20 protein-coding genes are annotated in these 12,946 nt (G+C 34.8%); all 20 read left to right on the top strand.

Translation table 11 applies throughout. The features are described from left to right. Positions 1-109 precede the first annotated feature (109 nt). The 20 genes from CFPG_RS00540 (at position 110) to rpsH (ending at position 12,943) form a co-directional block, all read left to right on the top strand. A complete protein-coding gene (locus CFPG_RS00540; protein ID WP_012573123.1) occupies positions 110-979 on the top strand; it encodes a ribonuclease Z in 870 nt (289 codons plus the stop codon). Between the two features lie 627 nt (positions 980-1,606). Beyond that, a complete protein-coding gene (gene rpsL / locus CFPG_RS00535; RefSeq protein ID WP_012573122.1) occupies positions 1,607-2,023 on the top strand; it encodes a 30S ribosomal protein S12 in 417 nt (138 codons plus the stop codon). An 83-nt stretch (positions 2,024-2,106) separates the two neighbouring features. Continuing rightward, positions 2,107-2,583 carry a 30S ribosomal protein S7 gene (gene rpsG, locus CFPG_RS00530; protein WP_012573121.1) on the top strand — a complete coding sequence of 159 codons (477 nt, stop codon included), beginning with the start codon at positions 2,107-2,109 and terminating at the stop codon, positions 2,581-2,583. A 34-nt stretch (positions 2,584-2,617) separates the two neighbouring features. Then, entirely contained in the window at positions 2,618-4,747 is a 2,130-nt protein-coding gene (gene fusA, locus CFPG_RS00525; protein ID WP_012573120.1) for an elongation factor G, read from the top strand. A 449-nt stretch (positions 4,748-5,196) separates the two neighbouring features. Next, positions 5,197-5,508, top strand: coding sequence for a 30S ribosomal protein S10 (gene rpsJ, locus CFPG_RS00520; RefSeq protein WP_012573119.1), 312 nt, complete (start codon positions 5,197-5,199; stop codon positions 5,506-5,508). Between the two features lie 124 nt (positions 5,509-5,632). Beyond that, positions 5,633-6,247, top strand: a complete 615-nt coding sequence (gene rplC, locus CFPG_RS00515) for a 50S ribosomal protein L3 (protein ID WP_012573118.1) — start codon at positions 5,633-5,635, stop codon at positions 6,245-6,247. Further along, positions 6,247-6,873 (top strand): 50S ribosomal protein L4, encoded by a 627-nt coding sequence (rplD, locus tag CFPG_RS00510; RefSeq protein WP_012573117.1) that lies wholly within the window; start codon positions 6,247-6,249, stop codon positions 6,871-6,873. Before rplC ends, rplD begins: the two co-directional genes overlap by 1 nt. Before the next feature lie 18 nt (positions 6,874-6,891). Continuing rightward, positions 6,892-7,191, top strand: coding sequence for a 50S ribosomal protein L23 (gene rplW / locus CFPG_RS00505; protein ID WP_012573116.1), 300 nt, complete (start codon positions 6,892-6,894; stop codon positions 7,189-7,191). Between the two features lie 3 nt (positions 7,192-7,194). Then, positions 7,195-8,019 (top strand): 50S ribosomal protein L2, encoded by an 825-nt coding sequence (gene rplB / locus CFPG_RS00500; RefSeq protein ID WP_012573115.1) that lies wholly within the window; start codon positions 7,195-7,197, stop codon positions 8,017-8,019. 27 nt (positions 8,020-8,046) lie between these two features. Next, complete coding sequence (gene rpsS / locus CFPG_RS00495) at positions 8,047-8,316, top strand: 30S ribosomal protein S19 (protein ID WP_012573114.1); 270 nt, start codon at positions 8,047-8,049, stop codon at positions 8,314-8,316. 8 nt (positions 8,317-8,324) lie between these two features. Beyond that, positions 8,325-8,729 carry a 50S ribosomal protein L22 gene (rplV, locus tag CFPG_RS00490; RefSeq protein WP_012573113.1) on the top strand — a complete coding sequence of 135 codons (405 nt, stop codon included), beginning with the start codon at positions 8,325-8,327 and terminating at the stop codon, positions 8,727-8,729. Positions 8,730-8,737: 8 nt separating this feature from the next. Then, positions 8,738-9,475: a 30S ribosomal protein S3 gene (gene rpsC / locus CFPG_RS00485; RefSeq protein WP_012573112.1), complete on the top strand. Its 738-nt coding sequence runs from the start codon at positions 8,738-8,740 to the stop codon at positions 9,473-9,475. Positions 9,476-9,550: 75 nt separating this feature from the next. After that, entirely contained in the window at positions 9,551-9,982 is a 432-nt protein-coding gene (gene rplP / locus CFPG_RS00480) for a 50S ribosomal protein L16 (RefSeq protein WP_012573111.1), read from the top strand. 420 nt (positions 9,983-10,402) lie between these two features. Next, a complete protein-coding gene (gene rpmC, locus CFPG_RS00475; protein ID WP_012573110.1) occupies positions 10,403-10,612 on the top strand; it encodes a 50S ribosomal protein L29 in 210 nt (69 codons plus the stop codon). Next, positions 10,602-10,859: a 30S ribosomal protein S17 gene (gene rpsQ / locus CFPG_RS00470; RefSeq protein WP_012573109.1), complete on the top strand. Its 258-nt coding sequence runs from the start codon at positions 10,602-10,604 to the stop codon at positions 10,857-10,859. The genes rpmC and rpsQ overlap by 11 nt, the downstream gene beginning before the upstream one ends. Before the next feature lie 2 nt (positions 10,860-10,861). After that, the gene (gene rplN, locus CFPG_RS00465; protein ID WP_012573108.1) at positions 10,862-11,227 is read left to right on the top strand and encodes a 50S ribosomal protein L14; all 366 of its coding nucleotides are present in this window, start codon (positions 10,862-10,864) and stop codon (positions 11,225-11,227) included. 29 nt (positions 11,228-11,256) lie between these two features. Continuing rightward, positions 11,257-11,577, top strand: a complete 321-nt coding sequence (rplX, locus tag CFPG_RS00460) for a 50S ribosomal protein L24 (protein WP_012573107.1) — start codon at positions 11,257-11,259, stop codon at positions 11,575-11,577. Beyond that, complete coding sequence (gene rplE / locus CFPG_RS00455) at positions 11,577-12,137, top strand: 50S ribosomal protein L5 (protein ID WP_012573106.1); 561 nt, start codon at positions 11,577-11,579, stop codon at positions 12,135-12,137. The genes rplX and rplE overlap by 1 nt, the downstream gene beginning before the upstream one ends. A 13-nt stretch (positions 12,138-12,150) precedes the next feature. Beyond that, on the top strand, positions 12,151-12,420 hold the full coding sequence (gene rpsN, locus CFPG_RS00450; RefSeq protein WP_012573105.1) for a 30S ribosomal protein S14: 270 nt from the start codon (positions 12,151-12,153) through the stop codon (positions 12,418-12,420). Between the two features lie 127 nt (positions 12,421-12,547). Continuing rightward, positions 12,548-12,943, top strand: coding sequence for a 30S ribosomal protein S8 (gene rpsH, locus CFPG_RS00445; RefSeq protein ID WP_012573104.1), 396 nt, complete (start codon positions 12,548-12,550; stop codon positions 12,941-12,943). Positions 12,944-12,946 lie beyond the last annotated feature (3 nt).

The following is a 12,946-nucleotide window of genomic DNA, read 5'->3' as shown; positions in this document are numbered from 1 at the left end:
AGTTGCTACAGTAACTAGTATAAATTATTGTTGTAGAACAAATCAAATTTTTTCCAAAATTGAGCATTGTAAGCTTGCAATTTCATAAGTTGATAGACATAAAGCAATCATGAGACAGTTTGAAGTGAATATATTGGGTTGTGGATCAGCTCTTCCTGCTACTAGGCATTCTTTAAGCTCTCAAATAGTTAATTTGAATGGAGAATTATATATGATCGATTGCGGAGAAGGGAGTCAGTTGCAATTTCGTGCAATGAATTTGAAGTTTCAACGACTTAATCATATTTTTATTTCTCATTTGCATGGTGATCATTGTTTTGGATTACTAGGGTTAGTATCAATGTTTGTGTTATTAGGGCGTACAGTTGATTTATGCATTTATTCTCATCCAGATACTAAATGTTTATTTCAGCCTTTAATAAAATATTTCTTTAAGGAATTGCCATTTCAGGTAGTGTTTCATCCTTTTGATCCTACTTGTAGTGGGTTGATTTTTGAGGATCAAGTGTTGAGAGTGTTTACGATTCCTCTGAAACATAGAGTGCCTACTGTTGGTTTTTTATTTGAAGAAAAACCTATCTATTTGTTTGATAACAATATGCAGAGAGGTAATTTTGTTACTTCTGGTAGTCAAACAGTTTCTAGTTCATGTTTGTCAAAGTTGGCGAGTTTTTCTTGTAGATATGCTTATTGTTCGGATACAGTGTATTATGAAGAGATTATTCCGTTGATAACTGGTGTAGATTTGCTTTATCATGAGGCGACTTATAGTAATAAAGATTTAGCCCGTGCCAAAGAAACTTATCATTCTTCAGCTCAGCAAGCATCTTTGATAGCTAGGGCTGCTAATGTAAAAAAACTTATGTTGGGTCATTTTTCTGCTAGATATCCTGATGAAACATTTTTATTAAAAGAAGCTCAAAAAATATTTCCTAATACGATTTTGGCGAGTGAACGGATGATATTGCCTATTATTTAGAATAATATAATAGCTTTGAGAGAAAATGAGCCGTAATATGCGAAAAAAGGCAAGAAGAATATTTGTTTACGAAAGGCGAGAATTCGTTTTGAACGTGGTGACTTTAACGAAGTTAAGGAGATTATAGGTGAAAAGATGTATGAGAATCTGATACGTTGTAAATAACAAGCTTAATGAAGAAAGTTTATGAAAGTAATATGAAAGTAATATGAAAGTAGATTAATCTTTATCATCACTTATATATAGGATATATATATATATATATATATATTCATTTTGTGATGTAGATCGCAAAAAAAACGTACAAAACATAATATACAAGAATAGACAATTCAGGGTGATTTTTTAAAAATTTATTCAGATAATATAGTGAGGATAAGGTAATCGATTTAGTGAATAATCTATATATCAACATTTTATATTATATCTCTATAAGAGTTTTAAAAATTTTCATTGTTACCTAACAAAATTGTTTTTAGAATGTTTTTTTGTAAAAAAAAGTCTTTGACTTATTAATAATCATTTTAGTTTTATACTTTTTATGTGTAAATTAGTTGGTCTGAGGAATCTATTATTCGGGAGAATTGGGAGAGTTAGAGTTATAGAAATAGAAAAATATAGTTGATTATGCCTACAATTCAGCAGTTAGTAAGGAAGGGAAGAGCAACTTTCTTAAAAAAGGGGAAAGCGCCCGCATTGGATTCATGTCCACAGAAGAGAGGGGTTTGTGTAAGAGTGTATACTACAACTCCTAAAAAACCTAATTCTGCTATGCGTAAAGTTGCACGTGTGCGTTTGACTAATTCTAAGGAGGTTAATGTATATATTCCAGGTGAAGGGCATAATTTGCAAGAACATTCTATTGTGTTGGTAAGAGGAGGAAGAGTAAAGGACCTTCCAGGTGTGCGTTATCATATTGTACGTGGAGCCTTAGATACAGCAGGTGTGAGTGGGCGTATGCAGAGGCGCTCTAAATATGGAGCAAAGTTCCCGAAAACGGGAACAGGAAAAACTAAGGCAGTACCAACTAAAAATAAGAAATGAAATTGAATGAACTTAGAAAAGGAAGTTTGTTGAAGATATATTTAAACTGTTTAGAATCATTGTAGATAAAATTTTTGAGAAAGATGAGAAAGGCAAAGCCTAAAAAAAGACAAATACTTTCGGATGCTGTATTTGGCAGCCAAAGAGTAACGAAATTTGTTAATCATTTAATGTATGATGGTAAGAAAAGCATGGCTTTTAATATTTTTTATTCTGCTCTGGAAAAAGTGAGAGCTAAACTGTCTGATGAACAAAAATCTTCTCTTGAAATCTGGGAGCATGCATTGAATAATATAACTCCACTTGTTGAAGTGAAGTCTAGACGAGTTGGTGGTGCTACTTTTCAGGTACCTACAGAAATTTATCCGGAGAGAAAAGAGACTATTTCAATGAAAAATATGATTTTTTTTGCTCGGAAAAGAGATGGTAAATCAATGGCGGATAAGTTATCAGCTGAGATTGTGGATGCTTTTAATAGTCAAGGTGGTGCGTATAAGAAAAAGGAAGATATGCGTAAAATGGCAGAAGCTAACAGAGCGTTTGCATATTTTAGATTTTGATAGTCAGTTTATATTATAAAAAATAGGGATTTTAATGGCAAGAGGTGTGGACGACCAACTAAAGTATACTCGCAACATTGGTATTATGGCACATATTGATGCGGGGAAGACTACTACATCAGAGCGGATACTTTTTTATACAGGCATTACTCATAAGATTGGAGAGGTTCATGATGGAGCTGCTACTATGGACTGGATGGAACAAGAGCAGGAGCGTGGTATTACAATCACTTCTGCTGCAACAACAGCTAAATGGAAATATAGTGATAGTATATATAAGATTAATTTGATTGATACTCCAGGACATGTGGATTTTACTGTGGAAGTAGAGCGTTCTTTACGTGTCTTAGATGGCGCAGTTGTTACTTTTTGTGCAGTAGGGGGAGTTGAACCTCAATCGGAAACTGTGTGGTACCAGGCAGATAAGTATCGTGTGCCAAGGATTTGTTATGTGAACAAAATGGACCGTTCTGGTGCAAATTTTTTTGAAGTAATGCGACAAATGAAAGAGATCTTGGGAGCTAATCCTTGTCCTGTTCAGATCCCTATTGGTGCGGAGGAGAGGTTTTGCGGAATCATAGATTTAGTACGAATGAAAGCTTTGTATTGGTATGATGAAGCTATGGGTGCGTCTTATTCCATTGAAAAGATTCCTACAGAGATTATGTCAGAAGCTGAAAATGGGAGGAATAAAATGCTTGAGATCTTAGCAGAAGTAGATGATGCTTTGATGGAGAAATATTTTGATGATCCGGATGCAATTACTGAAGATGAAATTCGTGGGGTTATTCGTAAAGGAACGTTGGCTATGCAAATTAATCCAATGATTTGTGGATCTTCTTTTAGAAATAAAGGTGTACAGGCTTTATTGGATGCAGTATGTGCCTATCTTCCAAGCCCAGTAGATACGGTTGCAATTAAAGGTGTTCATCCTGATAATTTGGATAAAATAGTAGCTCGTAAGCCAAGTGCTTCGGATCCTTTGTGTGCTTTAGTATTTAAAATTGCGACAGATCCTTATGTAGGTCGGCTTTGTTTTTTTCGTGTATATTCAGGAGAATTAGAGGCTGGTTCTTATGTTTATAATACTCGTTCTGGAAAAAAGGAACGTATTTCTCGATTATTTCAAATGCATTCTAATAAGCAAAATCCGAGGGAGTATATTGGATGTGGTGATATTGGGGCTGGAGTGGGTTTTAAGGATATTCGCACAGGAGATACTTTGTGTAGTGAAAATTATCCGATTATTTTGGAAAAAATGGATTTTCCAGAACCTGTAATTAGTATTGCAGTTGAGCCTAAAACACAAAAAGATTTAGATAAATTGGAATTGGGACTCGCCAAGTTAGCAGAAGAAGATCCAACTTTTACTGTTAAAACAAATGAGGAAACGGGACAAATAATTATTTCAGGCATGGGTGAACTTCATTTAGAAATAATTATTGATAGATTAAAACGAGAATTTAAAGTTGACTCCAATCAAGGTCCCCCTCAGGTGTCTTATAAAGAAGCTATTACTAAGTCAGTAGAATGGCGTGAAGTATATAAAAAGCAAACGGGTGGTCGTGGTAAGTTTGCTGATATGATCGTTCGTATTGAGCCAGTTGATTCGGATTTTGAGGGCGATTTTCAATTTATAAGTGAGGTTAAAGGTGGAAATATTCCAAAGGAGTATATTCCTTCTATTCATAAGGGTTTTTTGCGAGCAATGAAGAATGGTATTTTAGCAGGCTATGCAGTGGATAAATTAAAGGTGACAGTTATTGATGGTTCCTATCATGCTGTGGATTCTGATCAATTGTCTTTTGAAGTGTGTGCTATTCAAGCATTTAAGAATGCTGTAGAGAAGGCTAGTCCGGTTTTAAAAGAGCCGATTATGAGGATTGAGGTGGTTACTCCAGAAGAAAATATGGGTGATGTAATTGGTGATTTGAATAAACGACGTGGACGGGTAGAAACTATGGATACTAGTCGTGTTGGAATAAGGATTATAAAGGCACATGCTCCCTTGTCGGAAATGTTTGGTTATGTGACAACTTTACGTACTATTACCTCAGGTCGTGCTACAAGTAATTTGTCTTTTTCGCATTATGAAGAAGTTTCTGCTACCATTGCAAGGGAAATATTGATAAAAATAAAAGGGAGAGTGGATTTAATTAAGTGAAATTTTAAGTGAAATTTTTTAGAAAATTTTGGAGTATGGTTAATATCATAGATTGGAGGAAAACAAAGTAATAAAAAAAGAGGTTATAGAAATGAATTGGAGAGTTCCTAGTTTTAGAATTTATTTATCTCCGGCAGATGGAGAGATGTGTTCGTTTTTGGCTTTATTGAAATAAAGCTTGTATTTTAGACGATGAAATGTGTTTTGAGCGGATATTGTATGCAAAATCAAATTTAAAATGATGAAATGTTCTTTGTTATAGATGGGGTATAACAAAGAAAAGAGACAAGTCTCGCATGTAGCATGTACGTATTAAGAAAGACATTAGATAGATAAGTTTAAGGTTATTGGGTGAGAATTCTCTATCTTTGTAGGGATAAAAGTAGTAGAAAAGAGAGAAGAAAAACCAGTTCTTTAGTTATTAAGTTAATATTTGAAAGCAAAAAGTGATGAGTGCGAGCCACAAAATTAGGATTAGGTTAAAATCTTATGATTATAATTTAATAGATAGGTCTGCTGAGAAAATTGTGAAAGCTGTAAAGAGTATAGCTGATGATGTAAGTGGCCCTATTCCTCTTCCTACTCATAGGAGGATCTTTACGGTGAATCGTGCAACTTTTGTGAATAAAAAATCTCGTGAGCAATTTGAATTGGCTTCATATAAACGACTGATTGATATTTATGCTTCTAATACTAAGGTGGTAGATGCATTAATGAAACTGGATTTACCCAGTGGTGTGGAGGTTGAAATAAAGGTGTAAATTTAAGTTTTGGAGGTATTAGTGGAACTGTAAAATGTGAGCTTTGAATATTGGTTTGAAATGCGTAAAGGGGATGAGCAATAAGAATTAATTAATTAATTAATGTAAGTTTTAAGTAAAAGATATGCCTGGATTAATTGGGAAAAAAATTGGGATGACATCTATTTTTAGTGTTGAAGGGAAGAATCTTCCATGTACTGTTATGGAAGTAGGTCCTTGTGTTGTTACTCAAGTCAAAACGGTTGATAAGGATGGCTATGAAGCCGTACAGGTAGGATTTGAAGACAAGAAAGAAAAACATACTACAAAGCCAGAACGGGGACATTTTAAAAGAGCAGGAGTATCTTTTAAAAGATATTTAGCCGAGTTTAAAGAACAAGGGAAATATAAAGAAGGAGATGTTATAACTGTTGACTTTTTTAATAAAGGAATTTATGTAGATGTAGTTGGCATATCGAAGGGGAAAGGGTTCCAAGGGGTTGTAAAGCGGCATGGTTTTAGAGGAGTGGGTGAAGCAACTTTAGGACAAAGTGATCGTCAGAGACATCCAGGTTCTATTGGAGCATGTTCTTATCCCGCAAAAGTATTTAAGGGTACACGTATGGCAGGTCAAATGGGGAATACAAAAGTAACTATACAAAATCTTGAAGTAATAGAGTTAATATCTAAATATAATTTATTGATAGTCAAGGGATCAGTTCCGGGTTCAAAAGGTTCAATTTTAATAGTTAAGAAGTGATGGAGGTAAATATTTTTAATATTAAGGGTGAGGAAACAGGAAGAAAAGTAATATTGGAAGATAGTGTTTTTAGAGTTGAACCAAATGATTATATTGTTTATCTGGATGTAAGGCGGTATCTTGCTAATAAACGTCAAGGTACGGCTAAATCCAAGGAGAGGAGTGAGATGTCAGGTAGTACTCGTAAATTAGGACGTCAGAAAGGTAGTGGAGGGGCTCGTCGTGGTGATATCAATTCTCCTGTTTTAGTGGGAGGAGCTAGGGTATTTGGTCCTAAACCGAGGGATTATAGTTTTAAACTAAATAAGAAAGAAAAAAAAATGGCACGCAGATCTGTTTTATCTTGTAGAATGCGTGAGGGGGGCGTTATCGTTGTTGAAGATTTTTCTTTTGAAACTCCGAAGACAAAAGAATTCTTAGATTTGGCTAAGAATTTGAAAATACAAATAGCTAATAGCAAATTACTTGTTATTCTTCCGGAGAAAGATGATAATATTTTTTTATCAGCGAGAAATATATCAAAAGTAAAAGTGACTACCGTTTCCAATTTAAACACTTATGAAATTTTGGATGTGAACCGTTTGGTAATTTTAGAAAGTTCTGTAGTTGCCATTAATAATTTTTAACTTTAGTCGAAGATAGTAATGGGAATAATTATTAAACCTATCATAACAGAAAAACAAACTCAGATTACAGATAAAAAATCAAATTGTGTAGGGTTCTATGTTTCTCCTAGCGCTGATAAGTTAGAAATCAGAACAGCAGTGAGCGGGCTTTATGATGTTTCAGTTTTAAGAGTGAATACGATGAATTATGACGGTAAAAGAAAGTCGAGGTATAACAAATTGAAGGTTATGAAGGGGAAAAGGGTCGCTCTTAAAAAGGCAATTGTGATATTGAGTAAGGGAGAAACAATAGACTTTTTTAGTGGTAATATTAAATAGGGAATGGGGATTCGTAAGTTGAAGCCGGTAACACCGGGGCAAAGGCACAGAATTGTTGGCATGTTTAGCGAAATCACGGCTACTATACCTGAAAAGTCTCTTGTTTTTGGTAAATGTAAGTCAGGTGGGCGTAATGCTGAGGGTCATAGGACAGTTAGACATATTGGAGGAGGGCATAAACGTAGATTTCGTTTAATTGATTTTAAGAGAAATAAAGATGGTATTCCTGCAAGAGTAAAGTCTATAGAATATGATCCTAATCGTTCTGCTCGTATTGCTTTGTTGTACTATGCTGATGGAGAGAAGGTGTATATTGTTGCCCCAAATGGATTGAAAGTAAATCAATTAATAGTTTCGGGGAAAGAGGCTCCTCCCGAAGTTGGGAATTCACTTCCGTTAGCTGATATTCCTTTGGGAACAATAATCCACAATATTGAGTTGCGTCCGGGGCAGGGTGCTAAAATGGTGCGTTCTGCAGGAGTTTTTGCTCAGGTTGTTTCTAGAGAGGGTAATTATGTAATTGTTAGGATGCCTTCGGGAGAAACACGGAAAGTACTCGCTTTATGTAGAGCGAGTATTGGCAGTGTAAGTAATTCTGAACATGCTTTGGAAAAGTCGGGAAAAGCTGGGAGGATAAGATGGCTAGGACACTGCCCACATGTTCGTGGTGTAGCAATGAACCCCGTTGATCATCCAATGGGGGGAGGGGAGGGACGTGCTTCTGGAGGGCATCCAAGATCTCGTAAAGGTTTGTATGCAAAGGGATTAAAAACAAGAAATTTGAAAAAGTATTCCTCTAGATATATTATTGAAAGTAAGAAAAAGTAACCTAGTGAGTTTTAAAATCGGTGGATTATGAGTCGTTCTTTGAGAAAAGGTCCTTATATTAATGTTAAGTTAGAGAAGAAGATTCTGTTAATGAATGAATCAAAGAAGAAGTCTGTTGTGAAGACTTGGGCAAGGGCATCAATGATTTCTCCTGATTTTGTAGGATGTACTATTGCAGTCCACAATGGGAATAAATTTATTCCTGTTTATATTACGGAAAATATGGTTGGACATAAATTGGGGGAATTTTCTCCTACACGTCAATTTCGTGGTCATGCGGGTAATAAGAAAAAGTAAATAATTTCATGGGTGTTAGAAAGAGAATATCGGCAGAAAAAAGAAAGGAAAGTCGAAGAACAATGTATTTCGCAAGGTTGCGGCATATACCTGTCTCTGCTCGTAAGGTACGCCTTGTGGCAGATATGATTCGTGGGATTGAGGTGTTTAAAGCTTTAGGTATTTTGAGATTTTCCAATAAAAAAATTTCTTTATTCTTAGAGAAGTTACTTAAATTGGCCATTTCTAATTGGGAGCAAAAAACTGGACGACAAGCAGAAAACGGGGAGTTGTTTATAACAATGGTTAATGTTGATGTGTCTACTATCCTGAAGAGGATTCGTCCTGCTCCTCAGGGGAGGGCGCATCGCGTTCGTAAGCGTTTTAGCCATGTAGTTATATTTGTAAATACGAAAAATGAAATACAAAATTAGGGACTTAAATGGGACAAAAAATAAATCCGATAAGTAATCGTTTGGGAATCATTCGTGGGTGGGATTCTAATTGGTGTGGAGGTGATAATTATGGAGATATTTTATATGAGGATAGTAAAATTCGTAAATATTTAAATACTCGTCTTGCTAAGGCGAGTGTATCTCGTATTGTTATTGAACGTACATTAAAATTAGTTACTGTGGTTGTGTGTACCGCACGTCCAGGTGTTATTATTGGTAAAGGTGGTCAGGAAGTAGATAAATTGAAGGAAGAATTGAAAAGAATTACTTCTAAAGAGGTTCAAATAAATATTTTTGAGATAAAAAAGCCTGAATTAGATGCGGCAATTGTGGCGAGTAATATTGCTCGTCAATTAGAGGCTAAGATAGCTTATCGTCATGTAATAAAAGTAGCTATTGCTGCTGCAATGCGAATGGGAGCAGAGGGAATTAAGGTACAAATTTCTGGTCGTCTGAATGGTGTTGAAATAGCTCGTTCAGAAATGTATAAAGAAGGAAGAATTCCATTGCATACGTTGCGTGCGAATATTGACTATGCTTTGAGTGAAGCTTTGACTAAAGTTGGTTTGTTAGGTGTGAAAGTTTGGATTTGTCGTGGTGAAGTGTATAGTAAACAGGATTTTGTTGTTCAATTTGCTAGCCAAAGAGGGATGAATAGGTATGAAGGTAGTGGGGATAAAAGTGTCAAAAGAAGGAAAAGGAATGGCATAAAAAAGAATGAGTAATATATAAAATATATAAGATTATAGTTTTTTTCATTAGAAAATAGTAGATTCACAATCTACGTAGCGAAAAAGAAAATGTTACAGCCGAAAAAAACAAAATTTAGGAGATCACAAAAGGGGCGAATGAAAGGTAATGCACAGCGTGGTAATAGGCTATCTTTTGGTTCTTTTGGGATAAAAACATTGCAAGCAAAATGGATTACAGGACAGCAAATAGAGGCTGCGCGTATTGCTGTGACTCGTTGTATGCAGCGTCAAGGTCAAGTATGGGTTAGAATTTTCCCCGATAAACCTATTACTAAAAAGCCAGCTGAAGTGCGTATGGGTAAAGGTAAAGGGTCTCCTGAGGGATTTGTTGTGCCGGTTACACCAGGAAGAATTCTTTTTGAGGTTGAAGGGGTAGTATTTGATGTTGCGAAGGAAGCTTTGAGATTGGCTGCTCAAAAGCTTCCAGTTACGACAAAATTTATTGTAAGACATGATTATGATTTTAATATTTTAAAATAGTAAAATATGTAGTCTACATAGCGATATAACAACAATCATTGTAGTAATACATAGCTTTGTTGTTATTATATTTGTAAATATCCAAGATGACAGAAGAATGAATTCATGTAGATTGCTGTTGGTAGTAATGTTTCTTATAAGAAGGGACTTAGGTGATTTTTTGCCATATATAAAAAAAGAGTTTGGTACGCAGTAAGAAGAAGTATGGTTATAGATTCCTAAGTATGGTTATAGATTCCTAAGTATGGTTATAGATTCCTAACAGATATTTGGATAGGTGAGTATTTTGATTAGAATACCTGTTTTAGAATTCTGATATCTGATAGATGATGTCGGATGTGATAAGAATAATAGGTGCTGGGAAATGATTTTATACCGAAAGAATGAAAGATATTACAGATATTACAGAGAAGTTAAGATATGAAGTTTACAGAAATTAGAGATTTAACTACTACTGAATTAAGGGAGAGATTGAAGGTTGAAACGAAAATATATGAGCAAAGAAAAATTAGTCATAGTATTTCTCCATTAAGTAATTCGGCAGTAATTACTCAGTCACGTAGAGAGATTGCACGTATGAAGACTGAGATGCGTCAAAGAGAAATTAATGACAAGATAAATGAAAAATAGAAATTTAAGGAAAGAGAAGATAGGGGTTGTTTTTAGTAATAAAATGGACAAGTCTGTTACTGTTGCTGTGAAATGGAAGGAGAAACATCCTATATATGGAAAGTTTATAAATAAAACAAAAAAGTTTCATGTTCATGATGAGAAAAGTGAATGTAGTGTTGGTGATATTGTGAAAATTATGGAAACTCGTCCTCTGAGCAAAATCAAAAGATGGAGATTGGTAAAAATAGTTTCAAGAGCTAAGTGATTATGATACAGCAGGAATCTAGACTTATAGTAACTGACAATTCTGGAGCAAAGGAAGTACTTTGTATTCGAGTGTTGGGAGGAACGCGAAGGCGTTATGCTTCTGTGGGAGATATAATTGTTGTAACAGTTAAGACTGTTGTTCCGTCTAGCGATATAAAAAAGGGTATAGTATCTAAAGCGATTATTGTACGTGTAAAAAAGGAAATTCGTCGTGAAGATGGTTCTTATATTCGTTTTGATGACAATGCTTGTGTGCTTTTGAATAGTACGGGGGAGATAAGAGGTAGTCGTATTTTTGGTCCTGTCGCTCGTGAACTTCGTACTGTAAATATGAAAATTGTGTCTTTGGCTCCGGAGGTGTTGTAGAATTTTTGTTTACAAAAAGTGTGATAAAAATGAACAAATTACATATTAAAAAAGGCGATACAGTCTATGTAAATGCTGGTGACTATAAGGGTAAGATAGGGTGTGTATTAAAAGTGTTTCTTGGTAAGCAACGTGCTTTGGTAGAGGGGGTTAATATTATTTCTAAGACTATTAAGCCAAGTGCAAAAAATCCTCAGGGGGGATTTGAGAAGAAAGAAGCTTCTATTCATATTTCAAATTTGAATGTTTTAGATCCTAAAACTGGAAAACCTGTGCGTATTGGTCGTAAATTAGGTGAAAGAGGAATGTTAATTCGTTTTTCTAAAAAGTCAGGGGATGAAATTAAATAATGAATACTGATATGGCTAACTTGAAGAAAGAATATCAAGAAAGAATTATACCGGCTTTAATTAAAGAATTTAATTACTCTTCTGTGATGCAGGTGCCTGTGTTACAGAAAATAGTGGTCAATCAGGGACTAGGAGATGCTGTAGTTGATAAAAAACTTATTGATGTTTCTATTCAAGAATTGACTTCTATTACGGGTCAAAAAGCAGTGGTAACTCTTTCAAAGAAAGATATATCTAACTTTAAACTTCGTAGAAGAATGCCTATTGGAGTGAAGGTTACTTTGCGCCGTGAACGAATGTATGAATTTCTTGAACGTTTGATGCGTATAGCTTTGCCTCGTATTCGTGATTTTAAAGGAATAGAGAGTAAATTTGATGGAGGAGGTAATTGTACGATTGGTATTCGTGAACAAATTATTTTTCCTGAGATAAATATTGATAATATTATTAAAATAATGGGAATGAATATTACATTTGTTACTTCTGCAAAAACAAATATGGAAGGTTATGCTTTGTTGAGGGAATTTAGTTTACCGTTTAGGAATATAAAGAAAGTTTAAGAAAGGGGATATTATGGCTAAAGAATCAATGAAGGCTCGTGAGTTGAAACGGGCAAGATTAGTTGCTAAGTATGTAGATAAGAGAGTTCGATTAAAAAAGGAAGGTAATTATGATTCTTTACAAGCTCTACCTAAAAATGCATCTCCTGTACGTTTGCATAATCGTTGCAGAATTACAGGGCGTTCTAAAGGGTATATTCGTCAATTTGGCATCTCTCGCATTCAATTGAGAGAAATGGCTTCTATGGGATTAGTGCCGGGCGTTAGAAAAGCAAGCTGGTAACAAGGGGGGGGGAGTTGTGTGGTTTCTTTTTCTGTGGAATTTTAAGAAAAATGAAAGGTATCCCTGTATATATATTTTATATTTGAATGTTTTTTGATAAAGTTAAGTTAACTTCGATTAAGTTCATATGACAGATCCGATTGCAGATTATCTAACAAGATTGCGGAATGCTATTAAAGCCAAACATAAAATAGTAGAAATTCCTGCGTCAAATTTGAAAAAAGAGATTACGAAAATCCTTTGTAACAAGGGTTACATTTGGGATTATAGATTTATAGAAGATAAGCATCAGGGTAAAATCAAAATTGCTATGAAGTATAGTAATATAAATAAAGTAAATGCAATTAAAGTGTTAAAGCGAATATCTAAACCAGGATTGCGTAAGTATACGAGTTATAGAAAAATGTCTCGTGTATTGAATGGTTTAGGTATAGCTATATTATCTACTTCAAAAGGGGTAATGACAGATAAAGAGGCACGCGATTTGAAAATCGGCGGTGAGGTTTTATGTTATATTTATTGATGA

The sequence above is a fragment of the Candidatus Azobacteroides pseudotrichonymphae genomovar. CFP2 genome, assembly GCF_000010645.1.
Classification (GTDB): Bacteria; Bacteroidota; Bacteroidia; order Bacteroidales; family Azobacteroidaceae; genus Azobacteroides; species Azobacteroides pseudotrichonymphae.
Note: the sequence above shows the minus strand (reverse complement) of the source record. Positions and strands in the feature narration are given on the sequence as shown.

What these genes read in the sequence shown, in the direction of transcription:
- CFPG_RS00540 (WP_012573123.1), top strand. Translation starts at nt 110, where the DNA reads ATGAGACAGTTTGAAGTGAATATATTGGGTTGTGGATCAGCTCTTCCT.
- rpsL (WP_012573122.1), top strand. Translation starts at nt 1,607, where the DNA reads ATGCCTACAATTCAGCAGTTAGTAAGGAAGGGAAGAGCAACTTTCTTA.
- rpsG (WP_012573121.1), top strand. Translation starts at nt 2,107, where the DNA reads ATGAGAAAGGCAAAGCCTAAAAAAAGACAAATACTTTCGGATGCTGTA.
- fusA (WP_012573120.1), top strand. Translation starts at nt 2,618, where the DNA reads ATGGCAAGAGGTGTGGACGACCAACTAAAGTATACTCGCAACATTGGT.
- rpsJ (WP_012573119.1), top strand. Translation starts at nt 5,197, where the DNA reads ATGAGTGCGAGCCACAAAATTAGGATTAGGTTAAAATCTTATGATTAT.
- rplC (WP_012573118.1), top strand. Translation starts at nt 5,633, where the DNA reads ATGCCTGGATTAATTGGGAAAAAAATTGGGATGACATCTATTTTTAGT.
- rplD (WP_012573117.1), top strand. Translation starts at nt 6,247, where the DNA reads ATGGAGGTAAATATTTTTAATATTAAGGGTGAGGAAACAGGAAGAAAA.
- rplW (WP_012573116.1), top strand. Translation starts at nt 6,892, where the DNA reads ATGGGAATAATTATTAAACCTATCATAACAGAAAAACAAACTCAGATT.
- rplB (WP_012573115.1), top strand. Translation starts at nt 7,195, where the DNA reads ATGGGGATTCGTAAGTTGAAGCCGGTAACACCGGGGCAAAGGCACAGA.
- rpsS (WP_012573114.1), top strand. Translation starts at nt 8,047, where the DNA reads ATGAGTCGTTCTTTGAGAAAAGGTCCTTATATTAATGTTAAGTTAGAG.
- rplV (WP_012573113.1), top strand. Translation starts at nt 8,325, where the DNA reads ATGGGTGTTAGAAAGAGAATATCGGCAGAAAAAAGAAAGGAAAGTCGA.
- rpsC (WP_012573112.1), top strand. Translation starts at nt 8,738, where the DNA reads ATGGGACAAAAAATAAATCCGATAAGTAATCGTTTGGGAATCATTCGT.
- rplP (WP_012573111.1), top strand. Translation starts at nt 9,551, where the DNA reads ATGTTACAGCCGAAAAAAACAAAATTTAGGAGATCACAAAAGGGGCGA.
- rpmC (WP_012573110.1), top strand. Translation starts at nt 10,403, where the DNA reads ATGAAGTTTACAGAAATTAGAGATTTAACTACTACTGAATTAAGGGAG.
- rpsQ (WP_012573109.1), top strand. Translation starts at nt 10,602, where the DNA reads ATGAAAAATAGAAATTTAAGGAAAGAGAAGATAGGGGTTGTTTTTAGT.
- rplN (WP_012573108.1), top strand. Translation starts at nt 10,862, where the DNA reads ATGATACAGCAGGAATCTAGACTTATAGTAACTGACAATTCTGGAGCA.
- rplX (WP_012573107.1), top strand. Translation starts at nt 11,257, where the DNA reads ATGAACAAATTACATATTAAAAAAGGCGATACAGTCTATGTAAATGCT.
- rplE (WP_012573106.1), top strand. Translation starts at nt 11,577, where the DNA reads ATGAATACTGATATGGCTAACTTGAAGAAAGAATATCAAGAAAGAATT.
- rpsN (WP_012573105.1), top strand. Translation starts at nt 12,151, where the DNA reads ATGGCTAAAGAATCAATGAAGGCTCGTGAGTTGAAACGGGCAAGATTA.
- rpsH (WP_012573104.1), top strand. Translation starts at nt 12,548, where the DNA reads ATGACAGATCCGATTGCAGATTATCTAACAAGATTGCGGAATGCTATT.